This window comes from Loktanella agnita, assembly GCF_046640325.1.
GTDB lineage: Bacteria > Pseudomonadota > Alphaproteobacteria > Rhodobacterales > Rhodobacteraceae > Yoonia > Yoonia agnita.
The window spans coordinates 26610-47035 of sequence record NZ_JBJMBF010000019.1; the positions used below are offsets into that span (position 1 = coordinate 26610).

Below are 20426 nucleotides of genomic sequence, written 5' to 3' on the forward strand. Positions count from 1 at the left end.
TTCGTCGTTTGTGCAGCAATTTGACTACCCATAGGTCTGCTATGCGGACTAAGCCGCCATTTAGGATTGCTTCGGCAAGGTCTGCTTTTCTTAGGGTTTCTTCAATTTCCAGCCATATTAAGCAGCGATATCGCGGCATTTATGGTGCCTTTGGCGAACGCTTTCGTGTTTCCCACCATGAGTGCATTTCCTTGAATGCGGGCATTAACCCGACGCCGTCTTCGGTGGCGCTGTACTCAACTTTTTTGGGGGGGACCTCGGCATAAATCATTCTTTTGACGAGACCATCGCGTTCCAGATCCCGTAGTTGCTTTGTCAGCATCGTCTGTGTGATTGCAGGGATCGCTTTCCGAAGCTCCCCAAACCTCTTTGTCCCATCAACGATAAGTACCTGCAGTATCGACAGCTTCCATTTTCCACCGATCATCGCGAAGACAAGTGGTGCGGGGCAAAGGTTCGAACTGGTATAGTCTTGCAATTGACGCTCCAATAGTATCGTTTTGATACTTAAGTATCAAAATACTGCCTACTTTTAAAACCGAATGTGTTGAGTATGTTTAGATCAAATTACCTCAATGGAGCTTATCTTGATCGAACTGTCAAAAAACTATGAAGAAGCCATCCAAGTCTCTGCATCTCAGAAGGCCTGTTTCCAAGCTGTCGCGACACAGATGGACAAGTGGTGGACCCGGTCCACCGAAGGGGGCCTCAATGGGGTCGGTGACATAGTGACTGCGCGGTTCCCGCCCGACTATGGGTTTTGGACGTTTGAGGCCATATCTTTCGAAAGTCCCAATCGCATCGAGATGATATGCACTGACGCGCACCACAAAGTCGAAGGCCAACCGAAGGAGATCGATCAAGAGTGGCTGGGAACAAAGATCATTTGGGAATTCAAAACGGTTGGATACAAGACCGAGATCAAGATGATACATGATGGACTAACGCCGACGCTGAATTGTTGGGGGATTTGCCTTGATGGCTGGAACCACTTCTTCAAAAACAGTCTGAAGTCGTTCTTGTGTGGCGAAGAGCCAAGCCCATATGTCTCAACTTAGCAGACATTCATTCAACGCGCAGCATCCGTCTCCAAAGGGCTCATTTCTGCCATCGGAGGCGGCGCAGCATCTTGTGGTAAAGTGTCCCCGTCAACGTCGGGTTGTCGTTGTGGGAGGGATTGGCGGATCGGAGGATCAGTCATGGAAACACCAAACTTACCTGCCATTCGCGCACTTCGGCCTGCTTGGAACAAAGGCCGCATTGTCGGCCAGAAACGCCCACTGAAGCCAAAGCATGTCTGGGCGATCAGGGTCCGACTAGAACTTGCAGAGAACCATCGTGATCTTGCTCTTTTCAATATGGCGATTGATAGCAAGCTTCGCGGGTGTGATCTTTGTCGCATGCAAGTCGTCGATGTGATGGCGTCAGGCCAAATCAAGGAGCGGGCGTCGGTGCTGCAAAGCAAGACGCAGAAACCAGTGCGGTTCGAGATTTCGGAAGGCACGCGGGTATCGGTCGCGAAGTGGATGGAAGACCCGCTGATGGTTGGGTCCGAGTATCTCTGGCCTGGCCGCTTCCACGAGCGTCTGCACATCTCAACCCGTCAGTACGCGCGGATCGTTCGGGATTGGGTCACGTCGATAGGGCTAGAAGCAACCGCTTATGGCACTCATTCGATGCGCCGGACCAAGGTGACACAGATCTATAAAAAAACAGGCAACCTGCGCGCTGTTCAACTTTTGTTGGGTCATACTAAGATGGATAGCACTGTCCGATACCTTGGTGTCGAACTTGAAGATGCTTTGGCCATCGCAGAAGCCATCGAAATCTAACGTCCCTGGGCCGTCTTCACAGACGGCCCATTGCGGACTCTCGACGCCTTTATCGGATTCTGCAGTTGCAGCCCGCAAAACGGACATTGCGTTACGAGCGCAGCATTTCGGCATGCTCGATAACTGCATCGCGGACAAAACCGTCTTTCGCTGCAAGTGCCCCAAAGTTCGCTTTGTAACAATGGCCCTAGCCTCGGAAACCTTGATCGAAGGTCTAAACAGGCGCTATGCTGCCGTAACGTCATCTTATTCTAGGGTGACGGTTTTCAAAAAGGGAATACGACATGGCATCCATGACTGACTATATGGTATTACAAGACGGTCCCGCCACTCTCAACAGTCACCCGAGCGGCACAGACCGGGTGATGATAGATTTTGACTTGCCCAGAAATTTCACAGTTGGCGTCCGTTTCGGAAAACCTGTCCTCGCTTATATTATCAATCCGCAATCGCGCTCGTCAAAGGTTGGAGGCTGGGTCAATCCGGTGGCCGACCCTTTTGTGTCATCCGAGCAGGTTATCTCGTTGAATTGGACAACTGACAACCATTCCGATTACGGCCTGTGGGAAGCCGTGGACGGGCGGAAATTCAAGGCTGGAGAGAGCAACCGCATCGTGTTCAAGGCGTGGGAAGGCAAGGTTATCGTGCGCGATATCATCTTGTGGTTCCAGCGCGGGAGTGGCAACTGACCGCCACACCCAAAAAGTGCCTTGGGTGGCGAGCGCCGACCGAGGCATTCAAGGACGAACTTTTGACACTGAGATAGCAGAGACCGTCGCAACGACCCTTGAGCATCCATGCGAAGTAAGAATGTCGCAGAACCGCAAGGTAAAAGTGTCACACTTCTCTGTCGAGGCAGGATTGGAGTGTGAATGTGGGATCGGTGGTCATGAGAGAGCGCGAGCTGAACCGCATAGAAATACTGATTAGGGTACACAGGGCCGGATGACAGCTGTGACGTCGGCCAACGTGCCGGATTTTAGGCTTTGCCAAGAAAACAGGCTGCTAATTGCCTTCCAAGCTGAAGGTTTTCGTCCCTCTGTGATAGCGGACATTTGTGCATTTCGCAGCATCGATCACTCTGGGCTCGAAGCAGACCTGCGGCGGTGCAGCGGAGCGGACCCATGACAACCAGGTGATGCGGGGCTTCCCGCCCTTACTGGTCATTCACCGACCCTCGAACATGCCGCAGTGCGGCCCATCGAAGGGGACATTCGCTGCAAGCGCAAAACCCAGCGATGGGCGAATTCACAGTTCGCGGGACAAAGCCACCGTTAATTCCACCGCGTCTATTCAGAGCAAGGAAAAGCGATAGACGTTGTTCAGGTAGCCCTGATCATCAATTCGAAAGTGTGTCTCACCGACTTGTGCAAAACCCTTCGAAAGATAGAAAGCTATCGCAGGATCATTTTCCGCATTGGTTGTTAACCACACGGAACCGACAGAAGCATCGCGACAGTGGTCGAGAGCCGCAGTCAGGAGACGCTTCCCGATACCCTTTCCATGATGTCTTGGCTGAACGTAAAAGGTGGAAATCTCCACGTCAGAACATCCATTTACTGGCGCAGGGCTGTTCGAAGAAACCCTTATGAAGCCGTCTATTCCGTCAGCGTTCTCAGAAACCAACATGAATTGTTCGGGGTCGCCAATCAGCCTCTCGGTCTTCTCAACCGTGAACTCTTCTAGCGCATAATCCGCAAAGAACGCACTCACGCCCCTCTTCAGGTAGGTGCCAATCCATACCTCGATAGAGATAGCTGCGATGCTTGATGCGTCGGAGTAAGTTGCTGCGCGAAGAACCATGCTGTGGTGTGACACCCTTTCTGCGATTGCGAAAGCTGATTCCGCCTGTAGGTCTGGGCTCAGAGCAGACTTGCGGCGTTGCAGCGAGGCGGGCGCATGGTCGATCACGCGTATCTGTGGCTTCCCGGCCCAAACCAGACATTGACCGGCGTTCGCGACGCGGTAGTTCAGCTTTCCCGAAGCGGACATTCGAGCAAGTGCCACGTTGCCCCAATGTATTGATGTCTATAACGTCGCGAAAGGTAATTGATCTAAGGAATAGAAATGGCTTTCATTGCGAAGATTTCTCCTGTCGAAATGGTGGTTGGGCAAAATATCCATATTGATGAGCGCACGATGTATGGCGGCAACCAGATAGCGGTTGGCGAACGGATCTACATTTGGACATCTGAGCACCAAGGAGGCCGAGGACTCGTCGCGGTCGGTAGCGTTGCTAATCTTGAAATTATAGGCTCTCGCGTGGCAGTAGATATCCTCGTCGAGGCAGCCGTTCAGCGCCCGTTTGATCTTACCGAAATCGCGCCCTTTAGAGATGTGGCGGATGGCTCACCGGTATCAGAATTAGCGCGAATGCTATACCGGCAAGCGCACAACAAAGTGGCCGCGCTCGACCAACCTACTACGACTCTTCTGGAAGAGCATTTCATCTAGCGACTTCGGCCCAGAGCCGACATTCGCCTTCCTTGGATAAACCGCGCGTTAGTTTCTACAAAGCCGACATTGGTACCAGTTTGAAAACTCGGATGTGCCAAGTGACCGCAGTACGGAGCAACTCGGTTATTGCTGGCTGACTTCAGCCTGTTCCGCAGTCTTATCAATACAAGTGACGTTATCTTCACCAAACCATAGTTTGGCCTTTTCGATGGATACCGCCGAAGGCCCGTTGAAATACACTACGAGTTCTTCCCGTGCGCGAGTACAGCAAACGTAAAAGATTTTCCGACTTCGTTCCAAGACACTGGCGGTGCCGCTCTCGGAAAACAAGTATTCGAAATTATAGAAGTTCCAGTTCCCGTTATCTAAAGCTACGAAAACTCTTTCGAACTCGTTACCTTTGACTTTATGTTGTGTTGAGAACGGAGTCCGCCCTTCGAGGTACTCAAACAAATTCATAAACTCTTTGTATCGTACCGCAGACAGCCGGTGATATAGATACGGTTTACTTGTCTTGAACACCTTAATCCGATCATCCAAGCGACGCAGTCCGGAACTATCGCAAAATTCCAAAACCTCTCCAATGCTGGCGTCAGACATACCTCGAAGTTTGGTAATCGCGTCAGCAAGTCTTTGTTTGTCAGCCAAACTGTGGACTTTCAGGTCTGTTCTTTTAAGGAAATCGGACACCTCTCCGCGACTATACAAGAACAAAATCGACTGGATCGAGAACAAGTGCTTTATCAAATCATCTCGTGTCGATCGGGTTGACCCTTCCTCATTCTCACTGTCTTTTTTGTCGTCGATCAGTTGTTCTTTGGAAACAAATAGCTTTCGAAAAACCTCATAGTCTTGAGCCCGTGCTAGAGCGAGTAATTCGGGGTTCTCATCTATAAAACGCTGCATTCCTGCTGTCGGTAGCACCTGTTGTTTGTTTGCAGCCGACCCAACTAGGGAATCAACTACTTCACCAAATGTCTTACCCGAGAAATCTGTCTCAATGCCCTGCGTCTTAACATACCTTGAAATCCGCTGCTTATAGTCAAGGATTTTGTCCTTGTCATAAATGTCCATCAGGGTCGGGTAACCTGCCCTGGGCGCATTCAGGTTATGTGTCAGATTCAACTCTTTAGTGTTCTGAGCGTCAGAAAAATCCCAACCGAGACCGTTTCTTACTTCATCCGTGTCGAGGGCTGAATCCATCGAATAAATAAATCGAACAACTCCCTTCTTCACCTGACCGTCAGTCATGTTGGGCGCGCTTTCATCAGAGGAAGGCAGCTGGGTTAGTCCGTCGTTGCGAACAGCGTTCGCGATGTCGATAACAGATTGCGGGTTGCGGCGGTTTTGTTGCTTGACTACCTCGCGAACTCTTCCGCATCCAAGATAGTCATTAAGATCGCCGACCGTTTTATCGTATATGGACTGCATGGAGTCCCCAAAAAAACCAACAACTGCTGACTTACCGCTCGATCGAAAGTGATCGAGTAGAATTCTTACAACATCAGGGGACGTATCTTGGTACTCATCTACCAGGATGAGTGGATACATGCTTTGTGCGATGTGAGAAAGTTTCGGATAACTAGCGAACAAAGCCTCGGATATCTTAATCACCTCATCGTGCGAAACAATGCCAGAGCGCACCGCAACGTATTCTTTATACTCAACTTTCTCTTCTTGTAAGTCCTCTAGGGCTATGTCGGTCCCAGTGTAGCGTATTCGATCATCTTCTGTATCGTTGTGAAGTTCCACGAGAGTCTTCTTCAGCTCTCGCTGAAACGGTCTAACGATGCGCCAAAGGAAGTCGTGTATCGTGCCGACATCAAGGTTTTGATGATCAATCCGCTCTAAGACTTCTTTAGCCGCTGCATTCGTGTAGGTCATACACGCAATTTTGATCGATGGATGCTGGCGAAGAGATTCCTGAATGACCTGAACTAGTGAGTAGGTCTTTCCGCTCCCTGCGCCTCCGCTTAACAAGAAGTTCTCACCATTATCAATGAGCCCAAGTATATCATCTACTTCTTGTTCCAGCATCAGCTTTGCCTCAGCCAGATCAGACCCGCTCGGATGTACTCAGGTGTATTCCAATTTCCGAACAGATGAAGGTGGTTTTGCTCGTCGAGCTCTAGGTCTTCATGCGGCTTTACTGTCTTTGGTTTCTCCTGACTGTTTAGCAAGACTTCGATCGCAAATGATGGTTTGCTGTCGATGCCCTTTTCAGCCATTTCATAGGCTTTCCTATTGGCCAAGAATGTTCTGAGATGCTTGTTTGTTAAACTTGGAAAAGGATGATCATTTTTGACAGCCCCATCGTCCATGGTGCAGGCGTCGCTAAGTAGATCGTAGTTCACGTGCAGGAAGGCATCTTCAAAACTACGCGCTTGATAATTGGTGCCCTTTGAATTGGTCTCTTCAGTTTGGAACGCAACGCGCAGTGTTCCTTCCTTATGCCCAATCCAACTACCGTTTTCAGCAAGAAAAGCCTTCTTTCCAAATGGAATATCTTTCAAGTTCTGGAATGAGATCGGGCTTGTTCCTTCGGGATCACGGAAGAACTGCTTCAACGTCTCGTTAGTTGTCAAAGTAGCGTTATCAGTTGCGCAGACTTCATTTCTTTGCTTTTCAGTCCCATCTGCGTTTTGCTTCGGGTTCCCAGCATCGTCGAGTACCGGAACTCTCTGTCCACCGTCTAAATCAGTAATCACAAGGCACTTCAGGCCAATAAACTGGACAAACTTCTCAAAAGTTCTGAAGTAATTGCCTACCTCGACTATAGAAATATTTTGAGATTGGAGCGGCAAACTGAGGTCGGTTCCAGACTCCAGTTCTTCGATTAGGCAATCTTGATCGGCTTTAACAATCATCGCCGGCATCAGGATACGCTCTGTATCACCCTCGATGAAAATTGCTTTGTCCGCGAAAAAGAGCTCAGAACGGTGAACAGTCAGATACTGCTTTAGAAACTTAAACCAACTCGGCCTGTCCGAGTATCTGTTCTCCAAATCCTTCAAGTTTAGTGCTTCAACTTCTCCTTCATTGCGTCGCAAGTATTTGATGTCATCAAAGCTGCTTTCCGAAACGATATGTGAGGAGTGAGTTGATAAAATAGTTTGCAGTTGAAAGGCAGGTCGCCCGACTGGATTGCATGATCTATTCAATAACTCTTTGATATTCTTGATGAAGACATACTGAAGTTGTGGGTGCGTATGCGCCTCCGGTTCTTCAATAAACAAAAGGTTGATGTTCGCCGGGGGCGCTTCCACTGTCCCGGAAAAATCTTGCATTACCCCCCTCAGCTCAAAAATCATACTGATTAGATTGAGGTAACCTAAACCATTGTGGTTCTCCGGCAGATCGTGGCCGTCATAACCGCTAGCATATTTGACGATAGTGTTGTCCTTGAGAAGACGGCTGCTCCGTAGGGCCGAAACTATCTTAATTCGGCTTTCATCTTTCTGTACCCCACCGAATTGAGCGACATCATTTAGCACACCTCCGAAAAGCTTGTTGTAAACTCCGTCCAAATCTCTGTCTGCCTTTACAAGACTATCTTTAAATCTTTCGACTTCTTCCAATTCTCCATTGGTAGCGATTATTCGATCATATTCCCCAGCAGATTGGGCAGACAGCGTATTGTCAGTTTCCTTATTTGAGACGTCACGACGTGCACCGAGAGCGCTAAATCTTATAATACGATCAAGCTTGATCTTCTCTTTATCTAAGTCGGTGTAGTGCTCAAAATCTGGACGGCAGTGCTCCAAATCAAACAGGACGCTTTTTCTGCGCGTTTTGAAATACTTATCATGTTCTTGACTTAGGAAATCGATAGCCGATACGGAGTCTATTTTTACCTCGTCTCTGCGCTTATTTTCATTGATGAAGTCCTCCCTAATTCGGTCAAGAGCAGCGGCATCAACTCCATACTCGAAAGATAACACAATGGTAGAATTGTTTGGATCCAAGTCCATCAGGATCGTATCGCCGACTGCGGAAAGATCGTCGCTTTTGTCATACGTAATAAACAAGAGCATCTGGATTTTGACATCCTCGGGTCGGTTCTGCTCCGCACCATCGGATGTGATCCACGTTGCGAGCGCCCGCCCAACATCTAAATTCAAGTCTTCGAAGGCAAAAGACGACGCGCCTCGTCCAAGAAACCTTTCGAGCAGCAAAAGAAGAGATGTCTTGCCACAGTTGTTCTTGCCAATAACTAATGAAAGATCATCCTCCAGATCGAGGCGTACATCTTTGAGTAACCTAAAATTTCTAATTTCAACCTTTGAAATTTTCATTTGTTATACCTTGGTTGAGTCGATGAACTCACCATAGGCCAGCCGACAAAAAATGATAGACCGTTCTGGTTGTATGTGTGCCAGCGAATGCACTGAGATGACAGATCCTTAAAGGTCGGCTTTGCGAAAATTGGAGACCCACACTGCAATAGCAGCGAATGGCCGCAACCCGCCCGTTCGAGTCGACCATGCCGAAACTTGGCACGGATCGGAGCTGAATGTCCGCTACCGTGATGAGGCAAAGGTGCATTCGCACTTACAGCGAACGACCGTTATCCGCCCTTCCTGTGGATGGCCGGCCCGAGGGCGGCACCACGACAAACCAACGTCTGCATTGCCGCCGTCAGACCGGCTTGATTACCCCTGAAGCTATTCTCACGAAGCGCCGATCTTAGTGAAAAACTTTTGCCACCGGAGAGGCTAACGCATTGATTTCATTTGCCCGATACGGACTGCGTTTGCCAATCTACGATGCTGATAATATTGTGTTCTCATAGTCCCTGTCTGTCCGCCTGCTTCTGTCCTTATCTTGGTAGAGGGCAGGCCGATCCCGTTGTGGTTGGGTGTGTTACGCAAACTTCAAGTTGGAAAGGTTCTTGCGAGTAGGGGTGTGACATCTGAGTCTCACTGATTGGAGCAGATCGGATCGTGAACTTGATGCCAAAAGATTTACGCACTATTGCGAAAATATTACGAATTTAGATTTATTATTGAATTAGTACAGTCTGTTAAGTTGCCCTCCATCGGCACCAATACTGACAGCGCCTGTCGCGCATTTGTCAGTAAAATCATAGTAGTCACACCAGTTTGTGCACCTCGCTCTGCTTGCAGTCTCGACTTCGCTGTGCAGGTGTTCGCAAGTCGAAGTCGTTTTCCTGCAAGTGCGCGGCCAATGACTGGGCATGACAGCAAGAATATGCCATCCTCAACACCCGGCCCGAGGGCGAGAGCGTCATCTTGGGGGATGCATTTCAGCGCTATGCAAGTGAGGTATCATCCAAAAAGCGTGGTGAGCGCTGGGAGATCATCCGACTGGCCAAATTGCGCAAGGAACCTTTCGCTGCGATCATGATGTCGGATCTTCGGTCGTCTGATCTTGCTCGTTGGCGCGACGACGTCTTAAGGACGGTTCCCCAGGAACCTTGCGGCGCGAGATGCAACTGGTAAGCGGCGTGATGAATCAGGCTGTGAGAGAAGGGGGATATCTGCCCGAGAATCCGATGGCCTCAGTCAGGCGTCCAGCAGAGCCGCCGTCGCGCGATCGCCTGCCTATAGACCGGGAATTGGAGGCGCTGGCGATCTCGGCAGGTAGTGGTCTGTCAGTGGCGACAGCGCGCACCTATCATGCGTTCTTGTTTGCGATCGAGACGGGTATGCGATCGGGCGAAATTGTCGGTTTGCGCTGGGATGACGTTGATCTGGCGGCGCGCGTGACGCATATGTCGATCACCAAGAACGTCAGCGCGCGATGTGCCAGTTTCATTTGGAGGCGTTTCCTCAACCGGACCCTGTGTTTGGACTGGATGGTGCGCAGCGAGATGCGTTGTGGCGCAAGCTGCGTGATCGTGCTGGCATTGAGGGATTGACCTTGCGGTGACGCGCCTTGCCAAGAAGCTGGACGTTCTCGACCTGGCCCGCATTGTGGGGCACAAGAATATCTAGATGCTGATTCGTTATTACAATGCATCCTCATCAGATATCGCTAAGAGTCTGGATTGAAACGCACCATGTGGACGCTGGCGATGATCCTGAATTGTATGGATCTGTCATCGACCCGTCGTAGAAAGGAACGGGTGCTGCGCCCGATTAGCTTGGCATAATCAGCCAGGATGGCAATGAGTTGTTTCATAATCATTTGTCCGTTCTTAAATCGTGATCTTTCGTGGTGATGGGCTGTCATGCGGCCATCTGCTGCATTGCGCTTTCGCCCCACTGGGCTGCTGCGGCCTGCATCATCCCGGGGAATGAGCGGCTGCGCAGTCGGGCGCGATCGGGGCCGGGTGGCATGCGGTGGATGCGGTTCCAGAGCCACCATCCGTCGGAATGGCGTTCCGGTTCTCGGAGTAAGTCTGTGGCGCGGAGAGGGGGTAGGCCGCGCAAATACCAGCCTGTGGCCTTGTAGGCGGGTTCACCGAACCAGAAGGGCTGCATGATGTGAGGTGCGAGCAGATCGTCTGGCATGGCGTCGCGTGCCAAATCGTTCATCGCCGTTTTCTCAATAGCGACGCGCTCGATTGGTGTCTTGTAGCAGGTTGTGAACACATCGACACTAGGCGCAAACTCTATCGTTTGAACTTCTGCCGCTTCGGTTTGTCGCCTGCGACATCGGGCAGTCGGGATATTCCATGCTGCTGCAGACAAGGTAATAGCGTCGGATTTCCATCGGACAGAAACCTGCCAGCCCCGCCCATATGGGTATGTTGCAACAGTTTCATCCGCGCCGTAGATAGTGCGCTATGTCAGATACAGACCCCAAAAACCTGATCCGGATAGCACGCGAGGATGGCGACAGTGCTGTGGCGCAGCCGCTTGATCTGGGCGCGCGTGTGCGCGAGCTGCGTAAGGCGCGTGACTGGACGTTGGAACAGGCGGCCCAGCAGGCGGGGCTGGCCCGGTCGACCCTGTCGAAAATCGAAAACGGGCAGATGTCGCCGACCTATGATGCGTTGAAAAAGCTGGCGGTGGGTTTAGAGATTTCGGTTCCGCAGCTATTCACGCCGCCATCGAAGGCGCAGGTGAATGGGCGGATGGCGGTGACCCGCACTGGTGAAACGGTTGAGCAGATCACCACGACCTATGAGCATGACCTGCTGGCCAATACATTAAAATCAAAAAAAATGTTGCCGTATCGTGCCCGTATCCGTGCCCGCGACATGGCGGATTTCGATGGCTGGGTCCGGCATGACGGGGAAGAATTCCTGTATGTTCTGACCGGGCAAGTCCGGCTTTATACAGAGTTTTATGAACCGGTAGAGCTGAAACGCGGCGAAAGTGCCTATTACGATGCCAGTATGGGCCATAATGTGGTGTCGGTTAGCCAAGACGATGCCACGATCCTGTGGGTGACATCGCTTACCTGAATACCTGTAGCTTTGCCGCGTCACTGGTGTGTCGCGATGGGCGGCAACGGTGCCGCCCCTTTTATGTTCAGCTTGCCTTTGCGACGGGCGGTTCCGGGGTGTCGTCATCGCCGAAGCGCTTGTCATCAGAGAGTGCGTCTTCACCTGCTGGGATGTTCTGGCCTGATGCTTTGATACGCGCGTTGTCGCGGGTAGGGTCCATCACAACATCTGCCGGCTCTTCCCCCATCAGCCAATCGGCTAGTTCCATCTGGGCGGCGACAGGGTCTTCGCCTTTGGTTTTTGAAAGATAGGTCAGGAAACCATCCTGATCACCGTCGATTGCCAGCACCTCATCTTCGTCAAGGGCGGGCCAGCGGGTGAGGATACGGGGGGTGAAGGCTGTCCAGTTCTGTGCGACATCTTTCCATTGCATTCTTCTTCTCCTGTCTGTTGCTTACGGGGCCAACACCGCGAGTGACAGGTTAGTTCCGGAAAAGTCGCGGCAGGATGAGCGCGGCGAGGCCGGTGCCGATCAGCTGCATCAGGATGAACATCGGGATGTGACCGGGATTGATCCCGGCGAATGTGTCGCTGAACCCGCGTGCAATTGTGACCGCCGGGTTGGCAAAGCTGGTGGATGAGGTGAACCAGTAAGCGCCTGTGATATAGAGCGCGACCAAGGTCGGCACCGCCTCTCGGGGGGAATGTATGCCGCCGAAGATCACGAAAAGCAGCCCGAAGGTGGCAAGGATTTCTGAAAACCACTGTGACACGCCGGTCCGGTCGGTATTTGAAAATTGCAGGATGTCGAGGTCGAACATGATGTGGCAGGCCCAGACCCCAAGAATGCCGCCGATGATCTGGACCGCGACATAGGCCGTCGCAATGCCGGGTGTGATTTCGCGCCGCAGAAAGAAGGCGAGCGTGACCGCCGGGTTGAAATGTGCGCCCGAAATTGGCCCGAGGATGGTGATGATGAAATAGAGCGTGCATCCGGTCGCAATGGCGTTGGCCAACAGTGCGATGGCATTGTTACCGTCCGCCAGCGCCGCCCCCATGATACCAGAGCCAACGACGCCGATCAGCAGGAAGGCCGTGCCGATCCCTTCGGCGCAAAGCTTTTGCACGCTCATGCGCCGATCCGCTTCAGGGCGGCATGCAGATCGTTTTGTGACATTTCTTCAAAGGGCAGGGCGATCAGTTGTGTTGCACGGTCGTAGAGCTGTGCATATGCGGTTTCGAATGCGGCGGGCTGATCATCTGGTGGCGCGGCAGCAGGATCTTCGACACCCCAATGCGCGCGCAATGGTGTCCCGGGCCAGTAAGGGCATTCTTCCCCTGCGGCAGAGCCACAGACAGTAATCACCGCATCCATCACCGGCGCATCGGACGTGGCGAAGTCATCCCAGCTTTGCGAGCTGAGACAATCGGTCGGAAAGCCCTTTTCGGATAATAGCGCGATGGATTGCGGATGCACCCGACCCGCAGGCTTTGATCCGGCGGACCACGCCTTGATCCGCCCGTCAGAGCGGTGTTTCAGGATGCTTTCCAGAAGAATGGAACGGGCAGAGTTTCCGGTGCAGAGAATGAGGATATTCATAGGGGCCTTTGGTGTTTTGGCCCCGCTTATGGATGGCTTGTAACAAGTCCATGACAGCGGGGCCGGTATCTTAGTCTTCTTCGTACCACCAGACATCCGGCTGCCAGCCGGGCCAGTCCCCCCAGACGGGAATGTAGTCGGGATGCTTCAGTTCTTTGACCTGCGCAATTCGGCTGACGTTCCATTGATAGATCGGGATGACGTAGCGCCCGGTGGTAAGCAGCCGGTCGAGCGCCTGAACTGCGGAGACAAAATCATCCTGGGTTGCCGAGGTCAGCAGCCGGCCAATCATCGCGTCAACCGCAGGTGATTTGACACCCATCAGGTTGCGCCCGCCGGGTGTGTCCGCGTTTTCGGACCCGAAGTAAACATACTGCTCATTTCCCGGCGAAAGTGACACGCCGCGCCTGTAATAGACCATGTCATAATCATATGCGTCGGTGCGTTCTTTGAACTGGGCGCTGTCAGCGACGGTGATCGTTGGCGTGATTCCGATCCGCTGGAGCGATTCACGGTAGAGGTCGATGATCGACTGAAACTCCAACCCGCCTTGGTCGAGCAGGATTTCCAACTGAAACGGCTCGCCTTCCGCGTTTTTCAGCGTCCCGTCCTGGACCGTCCATCCTGCAGCCTCTAGCTGCGAGAGCGCGGCACGGATGCCCGCGCGGTTACGCTCTGTCCCGTCGCTAACTGGAAGGCTATAGGCGTCAAGGGTGCCGGGGAGCAGATCATCTGCAAATGGTGCGAGAAATTCAGCGACCCGCCCGCTGGCCGCTTCGTCTGACATGCCCAGTGGCGAGTTCGACCAGAATGAAGTGATACGCGGCTGTGCCCCGCCAGTCATGGTTTCGTTGATAAATTCAAAGTTGAAGACGTGGATCAGCGCATCACGGACCCGCCAATCCGCAAGATGTGGGCGGCGCGTATTCATCGCAAAGCCCGTCATGCCAGAAGGGCGGCCATGAGGCAGGACCTCTTTCACCACGTCGCCGCTTTGCACTGCAGGGAAATCATAGCGTGTGTCCCAGCGTACCACGTTGAATTCACGGGTCGCGTTGACCTCGCCGACCTTGAATGCTTCGAACGCAGCGGTTTCGTCGCCGAAGAATTCGAGTCGGATTTCGTCAAGATTATTGGTGCCGCGCCGGAAGGGTACGTCTTTGCCCCAATAGTCGGGATTGCGGCGGAGCGAGACGTAGCGGCCCGGTTCGAAATCGTCGATCACATAGGGTGCAGAGGTGATCGGAATGACATCGGTTGTGCTTTCCGCGAAATCCAGCCCATCCCACTGTGCCTTTTTCAAGATCGGGCGCAGACCCGCGATCAGCGCGAGTTCCTGATCTTCGACGTTGAAATTGATCCGCACTGACCGTTCGCCGGTCTGTTCCATGCTTTCGACCTTTTCCCAGAACCCGCGGTAGCGACCGTGCCCTTCGGTGCCGAGTGTTTCATAGGACCACATCACGTCTTCTATGGTCACGGGGCTGCCATCTGAGAATGCCGCACCTTCGCGCAAAGTAAATTCAACCCACTCGCGATTCGGCCCTGTTTCAATCGATTCGGCCAGTACCCCATAAAGCGAGAAGGGTTCATCAATGCTGCGCCCCATGAAGCTTTCACCCAGAAAGAAGCGGAGCTGCCATGGCACGGAGCCTTTGAGGATAAAAGGGTTGAGGCTATCAAAGCTGCCGACCTCTGCCGTGACAATCTGACCGCCGGTGGGCGCATCGGGATTCGCATAGGGCAGGGACACAAAATCCGGTGGAAGCGCCGGATCGCCATACATAGCTATGCCATGCTGCGGTTCGGCGCTGGCAATTTGTGCTGCGGCGATAAGGCCAGCGGCAAGGCTGACGGCCCTTGCGATCCTGCCTGTTTGTACTGTCATTGGATGGTGCCCCTGTTGTCACGAATGATTATGAAACCGGATCGTAAAGCGGGTTTTCAGCCTTTTCAAACTTTTAGCTTGGATGGACGCTGCTCATTGCTTATAAAGGGGTCACTGCTCGATAGGTTTCTTGCCTGTATGAAACCTGCCTCAATAACTTTACGCCCGCCTTGTGCGGGCGTTTTTTTTATGGGCTTCGGCACCGTTTGCTGGTCATTGCAATTGCGACATATACACTGGTCGTAAAGCAGAGAATCGGAGCTTATTCATGTCGCTTTCAGGAAAAACTGCCGTCATCACCGGATCTAACTCTGGTATCGGGCTGGGTGTGGCCCGCGAATTGGCCAAGGCTGGCGCGAATGTCGTTTTGAATTCCTTTACCGACCGCGAAGAAGATCATGCATTGGCCGCCGAAATCGCAGAGGCGAGCGGGGTGGATGCGAAATATGTCCAAGCCGACATGTCCAAGGGTGAGGATTGTCGCCGCCTGATCACTGCTACGGGCGGTTGCGATATTTTGATAAACAACGCAGGCATTCAGCACGTGGCACCGGTGCAGGACTTTCCGCCTGAAAAATGGGATGCAATCATTGCGATCAACTTGTCTTCGGCATTCCATACAACAGCCGCTGCTGTGACCGGGATGCGCGACCGTGGTTGGGGCCGGATCATCAATATCGCTAGCGCGCATGGGCTGACCGCCTCGCCCTATAAATCGGCTTATGTGGCGGCCAAGCATGGCATTGTCGGGTTGACCAAAACAATTGGATTAGAGACTGCGCAGGATCCGATCACTTGCAACGCGATCTGCCCCGGCTATGTGCTGACCCCGCTGGTAGAGGCGCAAATTCCTGACACGATGAAAGAATATGACATGTCCCGTGAGGATGTGATCAAAAACGTGCTTCTGGATCGCCAGCCGTCCAAGGAATTTGCGACGGTCGCGCAGCTGGGTGGTACGGCGGTTTATCTGTGCTCTGACGCTGCGGCGCAGGTCACCGGCACGACGATCAGTATTGATGGTGGCTGGACCGCGCTATGAAACGGATCAACCTGGCACTGCAAGGCGGGGGCGCACATGGTGCGTTTACCTGGGGCGTGCTGTGCCGGTTGTTACATGAAGAAGACGTTGAAATTTCTGCGATATCAGGCACTTCTGCGGGAGCGTTGAACGCTGCCGCCTTGAAATCTGGCTGGGTCGCGAATGGTCGCACCGGCGCGCTTGAAAATCTGGAATGGTTTTGGGGACAGGTTGGCGCGATAACCGACCCGCGTTTTAGCGAATGGGTATCGTCGCTGGCCCCGACAGCGCATTTATGGGCGCAGGCGATGGAAAGCTCGCCCGCTTATATGGCGTTTGACATGACGACGCGGATGTTATCGCCCTATATTTACGGCCCAAGCATGCGCAATCCTCTGGAGCGTATCGTGCGCGAATTCCATTATGATGAGGTCTGCGCCAGCGATGGTCCGGATTTGCATATCTGCGCGACGAATGTCCGAACGGGCAAGATCCGTGTTTTCGCGGGGGATGAGATCATGCCAGAGGTGATCATGGCCTCTGCCTGTTTGCCAAGCCTGTTCCAAGCGGTGGAATTCACTGATCCAAGCACCGGCAAGACAGAAGCATTCTGGGATGGCGGCTATACCGGTAACCCAGCGCTGTTTCCGTTGTTTCACAAGGATTTACCAGATGATATTCTGATCGTGAATATCAACCCGCTGCACCGCGAGGAACTGCCGAATGATAGCCGGTCGATCCAAAATCGGATCAACGAAATCAGCTTTAACAGTTCGCTTTTCCGCGAACTGCGGGCGATTGAGTTTGTGAAACGGTTGATTAGGGACGGGATGGTTAAACCCGGTAATATGAAAGATGTGCTGGTGCATATGATCGCCGATGACGCGCTGATGAACGAGCTGAACGTAGCGACCAAAACGATCCCGAATGCAGTGGTGATTGCCCGGCTGAAAAGCGCGGGTGAAGATGCGGCAGAAGCGTTTTTGAAGAACCATAAGGATGATCTGAATCAGCGCAGCACAGTCAACCTGACCGGGATGTTCAGCTGATCAGCTTTATCGCCAGTGCCCACATGACTAGCCCGATCAGCACATCCAGAATGCGCCAAGCTTGTGTGGACTGCATGATCGGTGCAAGTAGCCGCGCCCCATAGCCAAGCCCGAAGAAGAACACGAACGACGATGTCACGGCGCCAATTCCGAAGGCCATGCGGGGGGCGCCTGACGGAAACTCTGTCGAGATGGCGCCGATTAGCGCCAGCGTATCAAGATAAACATGCGGGTTTAGCCAAGTGAAGGCCGCGCCCGTTGCCAGCGTCGCCCAAAGACTGGCGGATTGTCCGGCCAATTGCATCGCATATGCGCCCTGCCAAGCGGCATGCAGGCGCAGTGCGCCATAGACAAAGAGAAACGCAACGCCGCCCCAAGCCATATAAAGCGGCAGGCCGGGGTAGAGCGTGACGATATAGCCAAAACCCAGCACGCCTGCGGTGATCAGAATGGCGTCCGATGCAGCACAAAGTAGGCAAAGCCAGAATACATGCGTCCGCGCCAACCCTTGCCGGAGCACGAAAGCATTCTGCGCGCCGATGGCCAGAATTAATGCAAAAGCGGTCGCGAAACCGGTGATTGCGGGGGAAAGCAGCACTTATTCGGCGGCGTGGGGCAGCTGTGTCAGGTCTTTGCCGTTGTTGGGATAGACAAGCCCGGCAGAGATTACCAGTTTGGCTGCATCCTCGACCGTCATGTCCAACACCTTCACGTCGCTGCGCGGCAAAAACAGCAGGAAACCGGAAGTCGGGTTCGGTGTGGTTGGCAGGAAAACGGTGACGATGGGTTCGCCGTCTGACAGTTTGGCATCAATTTCCCCTTTGGCATTGGTCGAGATAAAAGCGATGGCCCACAGGCCGCGGCGCGGATATTCGATCATGCAGGCCTTGTCGAACGAGGTATCGCGCTGGGAAAACACCGTTTCCGCGATCTGCTTGGCCGCGTTGTATATTGAACGGACGACGGGGGTGCGATCAACCAACCGCTCGCCCAGCCCAAGGAAAGATTTGCCGATCAACCCTTTGCCGATCCAACCAACGATCACTGTGAAAAGCAGGAAGATGACGACGCCGACCCCGCGCACGTTGACGGCGACCCGATCCAGCCCCTCGCGCCCCAGCACCCGGTTGATCAGTTCTTCGGGATGGTAGGCACCCGGCACAAAGGGCCAAACCCAGCTATCAACCCAGCCAACAACCGTCCAGATCAGCCAGAGCGTCAGGCCAATTGGCGCAACAATGATCAACCCGGCGAGGAAGTTGCTACGCATACGGGCAAGAATGCCGGGTCTGCTGCGGCGCTTGATCTCTTCATGATTGGGGTCGATCATTAGATTATCCAAATTCAACTGTCGGACAGCATTTAAGCGCTGCCACATACCCCGACAAGCGGCGATGCCATTTTGATGCCGCTATTTTGCCATTTCGTTTGCAATTTGTGCAGCCAGCCGCGCGTTGTTGCGCACGAGGGCGATATTTGCAGTCAGAGACCGGCCCTCTGTCAGTTCGAAAATCCGACCGAGCAGAAAAGGCGTGACATCTTTGGCGCTAATTTTTTGCGCGTCTGCCTCCTCCAATGCTTGGGCGATGATGGGTGCCAGCGTATCCGCCGGGATTTCATCGGCGATCGGGATCGGGTTGGCCACCAACTGCCCCCCTGACAGCCCCATCGCGCTGCGCATCTTTTGAGCTGCTGCGATATCGGCAGCGCTATCCATGCGTAGCGGTGCGGGCATGTCGGAACTGGCAGACCAAAAGGCCGGTAACATGTCCTGCCCATAAGCGATGACCGGAACGCCCAGCGTTTCGAGGGTTTCAAAGGTCTTGGGCAGGTCCAAGATCGCCTTGGCCCCTGCGCCAACCACCGTCACCGGCGTTTGCGCCAGTTCTTGCAGGTCAGCAGAGATATCAAAGCTATTCTCAGCGCCCCGATGCACGCCGCCAATGCCGCCAGTGGCAAAAACATGGATTTCGGCCCGATGCGCCGCGATCATTGTGGCCGCCACGGTGGTCGCCCCGGTGCCGCCGGTAGCGATGCAAGCGGCCATGTCCGCGCGCGACAGTTTGGCGACATTTTCGGCCTGACCCAATGCATCAAGCTGTGCAGGCTCCAACCCGATATGCAGCGTGCCGTCAATGACCGCGATGGTTGCAGGCACGGCACCCGCCGCGCGCACGTCTTCTTCGACCAAACGCGCGGTTTCTACGTTTTGCGGGAAGGGCATGCCGTGGGTGATGATCGTGCTTTCGAGCGCGACGATCGGCGCCTTATCGGCCAACGCCATCGAGACTTCGACACTGTATTTCATCGGGATGGTCATAATGGGGTCTCTCCGGATACGTAAGTTGCGGCGGCGTTCAGAGCGCGGGTCAGGGCTGTCGGGCGGTCATCGCCCTGCGCCTCTGACGCGATATGCGCCGCCATGAATGTATCACCTGCGCCAGTCACGCGTGTGACCATGACGGCGGGCGGGGTTTGGGTGATAATATCGCCGGCTGTGCCTTCGGAGGCGGATTTGCCACCATCGGTCACCAGCACACGGTGGACGCCGCGCTTGATCAGCGCAGCTGCTGCGATATCGGATGTTTCAAAGCGTGTCTGGCAAAGCAGCCCCGCCTCTTCAAGATTGACGTAAAAGGTCGCCGAGGGGTGGCCAACCAGTGCCAGCAAGCGTTCCGCCTTGCCGGGCGAAGCAGGCGCGACCCGCAGATCCGCGCGTGCAAAAAGTGGCGATTGCGCGATCTCTTGCAGCAGATCCTCTGTCAGGTTGCCATCGAGTGCGACCGGCCCGGCAAAGGGGGTGTGCACAGAACCAAGCGCGCCATTGGCCAGTGGCCGCAGGATTTTGTCGCCTGCGGCCTCAAGCGAATGCGCATCGGCAATCGCCGCTATCAGCCCGTTGGCCCCCTCGACGGCCATGTAAACATCTGTCGGCAGATCATCAGAGCGATAGATATGGTCGCAGATCATGCCCATCCGGGTGGCTTCGGCGGTCAGCTCTTCACCTTCGGCGTCGCGTCCTATGGTCGTCAGAAGGCCAGGGGTCATACCAAAACGGCGCAGCGTCATGGCAATATTCATCGCGACACCGCCGGGCAGGCGGGTGATCCGCCCCGGCACGTCAGAGCCAACCCGCATATGGCTGGCCGCACGACCGATCACGTCCCACAGGACGGAACCGATGCAAAGGATATCAGGGGTCTTTGTCATGGGCGCCTTTTG

General features: G+C 53.6%; 21 protein-coding genes. 8 read left to right on the forward strand and 13 right to left on the reverse strand.

Annotated elements, in window-relative coordinates; translation table 11 throughout:
* Nucleotides 1-139: 139 nt before the first annotated feature.
* Nucleotides 140-478 (reverse strand): winged helix-turn-helix transcriptional regulator, encoded by a 339-nt coding sequence (locus ACJ5NV_RS17595; protein WP_411645831.1) that lies wholly within the window; start codon nt 476-478, stop codon nt 140-142.
* 109 nt (nt 479-587) lie between these two features.
* Between ACJ5NV_RS17595 and ACJ5NV_RS17600 the strand changes: the two genes are divergently transcribed.
* The 3 genes from ACJ5NV_RS17600 to ACJ5NV_RS17610 all read left to right on the forward strand — a co-directional run bounded on the left by ACJ5NV_RS17600 (nt 588) and on the right by ACJ5NV_RS17610 (nt 2521).
* The gene (locus ACJ5NV_RS17600; protein WP_411645833.1) at nt 588-1058 is read left to right on the forward strand and encodes an SRPBCC family protein; all 471 of its coding nucleotides are present in this window, start codon (nt 588-590) and stop codon (nt 1056-1058) included.
* Nucleotides 1059-1199: 141 nt separating this feature from the next.
* Entirely contained in the window at nt 1200-1832 is a 633-nt protein-coding gene (locus ACJ5NV_RS17605) for a tyrosine-type recombinase/integrase (RefSeq protein ID WP_411645834.1), read from the forward strand.
* Between the two features lie 284 nt (nt 1833-2116).
* Nucleotides 2117-2521, forward strand: a complete 405-nt coding sequence (locus ACJ5NV_RS17610; protein ID WP_411645835.1) for a hypothetical protein — start codon at nt 2117-2119, stop codon at nt 2519-2521.
* Between the two features lie 604 nt (nt 2522-3125).
* Here the strand turns inward: ACJ5NV_RS17610 and ACJ5NV_RS17615 are convergent.
* Nucleotides 3126-3635 (reverse strand): GNAT family N-acetyltransferase, encoded by a 510-nt coding sequence (locus ACJ5NV_RS17615; RefSeq protein WP_411645893.1) that lies wholly within the window; start codon nt 3633-3635, stop codon nt 3126-3128.
* A gap of 264 nt (nt 3636-3899) precedes the next feature.
* On the opposite strand from ACJ5NV_RS17615, the gene ACJ5NV_RS17620 reads away from it, so the two are divergent.
* Nucleotides 3900-4286, forward strand: a complete 387-nt coding sequence (locus ACJ5NV_RS17620; RefSeq protein ID WP_411645837.1) for a hypothetical protein — start codon at nt 3900-3902, stop codon at nt 4284-4286.
* A gap of 126 nt (nt 4287-4412) precedes the next feature.
* Here the strand turns inward: ACJ5NV_RS17620 and ACJ5NV_RS17625 are convergent, their stop codons facing one another.
* Both ACJ5NV_RS17625 and ACJ5NV_RS17630 read right to left on the reverse strand, forming a co-directional pair.
* Entirely contained in the window at nt 4413-6326 is a 1914-nt protein-coding gene (locus ACJ5NV_RS17625; RefSeq protein ID WP_411645839.1) for a UvrD-helicase domain-containing protein, read from the reverse strand.
* Entirely contained in the window at nt 6326-8584 is a 2259-nt protein-coding gene (locus tag ACJ5NV_RS17630) for an ATP-dependent nuclease (protein WP_411645841.1), read from the reverse strand. Before ACJ5NV_RS17630 ends, ACJ5NV_RS17625 begins: the two co-directional genes overlap by 1 nt.
* Before the next feature lie 1142 nt (nt 8585-9726).
* Between ACJ5NV_RS17630 and ACJ5NV_RS17635 the strand changes: the two genes are divergently transcribed.
* Entirely contained in the window at nt 9727-10170 is a 444-nt protein-coding gene (locus tag ACJ5NV_RS17635) for a tyrosine-type recombinase/integrase (RefSeq protein WP_411645843.1), read from the forward strand.
* 310 nt (nt 10171-10480) lie between these two features.
* Here ACJ5NV_RS17635 and ACJ5NV_RS17640 read toward each other — a convergent pair whose 3' ends face one another.
* A complete protein-coding gene (locus tag ACJ5NV_RS17640; protein ID WP_411645845.1) occupies nt 10481-10789 on the reverse strand; it encodes a type 2 periplasmic-binding domain-containing protein in 309 nt (102 codons plus the stop codon).
* 251 nt (nt 10790-11040) lie between these two features.
* Between ACJ5NV_RS17640 and ACJ5NV_RS17645 the strand changes: the two genes are divergently transcribed.
* Nucleotides 11041-11664, forward strand: a complete 624-nt coding sequence (locus tag ACJ5NV_RS17645; RefSeq protein WP_411645847.1) for a helix-turn-helix domain-containing protein — start codon at nt 11041-11043, stop codon at nt 11662-11664.
* Nucleotides 11665-11731: 67 nt separating this feature from the next.
* Here ACJ5NV_RS17645 and ACJ5NV_RS17650 read toward each other — a convergent pair whose 3' ends face one another.
* The 4 genes from ACJ5NV_RS17650 to ACJ5NV_RS17665 form a co-directional block, all read right to left on the reverse strand.
* The gene (locus ACJ5NV_RS17650; protein WP_411645849.1) at nt 11732-12079 is read right to left on the reverse strand and encodes a hypothetical protein; all 348 of its coding nucleotides are present in this window, start codon (nt 12077-12079) and stop codon (nt 11732-11734) included.
* A gap of 49 nt (nt 12080-12128) precedes the next feature.
* Entirely contained in the window at nt 12129-12779 is a 651-nt protein-coding gene (locus tag ACJ5NV_RS17655; RefSeq protein WP_411645850.1) for an aquaporin, read from the reverse strand.
* A complete protein-coding gene (locus ACJ5NV_RS17660) occupies nt 12776-13246 on the reverse strand; it encodes an arsenate reductase ArsC (protein ID WP_411645852.1) in 471 nt (156 codons plus the stop codon). Before ACJ5NV_RS17660 ends, ACJ5NV_RS17655 begins: the two co-directional genes overlap by 4 nt.
* Before the next feature lie 70 nt (nt 13247-13316).
* A complete protein-coding gene (locus ACJ5NV_RS17665) occupies nt 13317-15134 on the reverse strand; it encodes an extracellular solute-binding protein (protein WP_411645853.1) in 1818 nt (605 codons plus the stop codon).
* A 268-nt stretch (nt 15135-15402) separates the two neighbouring features.
* Here ACJ5NV_RS17665 and ACJ5NV_RS17670 point away from each other — a divergent pair, with 268 nt between their 5' ends.
* A complete protein-coding gene (locus ACJ5NV_RS17670; protein WP_411645855.1) occupies nt 15403-16176 on the forward strand; it encodes a 3-hydroxybutyrate dehydrogenase in 774 nt (257 codons plus the stop codon).
* The gene (locus ACJ5NV_RS17675) at nt 16173-17204 is read left to right on the forward strand and encodes a patatin-like phospholipase family protein (protein ID WP_411645857.1); all 1032 of its coding nucleotides are present in this window, start codon (nt 16173-16175) and stop codon (nt 17202-17204) included. Before ACJ5NV_RS17670 ends, ACJ5NV_RS17675 begins: the two co-directional genes overlap by 4 nt.
* Here the strand turns inward: ACJ5NV_RS17675 and ACJ5NV_RS17680 are convergent.
* From ACJ5NV_RS17680 to ACJ5NV_RS17695, 4 genes are all read right to left on the reverse strand, one after another.
* Nucleotides 17197-17799 carry a LysE/ArgO family amino acid transporter gene (locus tag ACJ5NV_RS17680; RefSeq protein WP_411645895.1) on the reverse strand — a complete coding sequence of 201 codons (603 nt, stop codon included), beginning with the start codon at nt 17797-17799 and terminating at the stop codon, nt 17197-17199. The genes ACJ5NV_RS17675 and ACJ5NV_RS17680 overlap by 8 nt on opposite strands.
* 3 nt (nt 17800-17802) lie before the next feature.
* Nucleotides 17803-18534, reverse strand: coding sequence for a DUF502 domain-containing protein (locus ACJ5NV_RS17685; protein ID WP_411645858.1), 732 nt, complete (start codon nt 18532-18534; stop codon nt 17803-17805).
* An 81-nt stretch (nt 18535-18615) separates the two neighbouring features.
* Nucleotides 18616-19524: a pseudouridine-5'-phosphate glycosidase gene (locus tag ACJ5NV_RS17690; protein ID WP_411645859.1), complete on the reverse strand. Its 909-nt coding sequence runs from the start codon at nt 19522-19524 to the stop codon at nt 18616-18618.
* A complete protein-coding gene (locus tag ACJ5NV_RS17695) occupies nt 19521-20414 on the reverse strand; it encodes a PfkB family carbohydrate kinase (RefSeq protein WP_411645861.1) in 894 nt (297 codons plus the stop codon). The genes ACJ5NV_RS17690 and ACJ5NV_RS17695 overlap by 4 nt, the downstream gene beginning before the upstream one ends.
* Between the last annotated feature and the right edge of the window lie 12 nt (nt 20415-20426).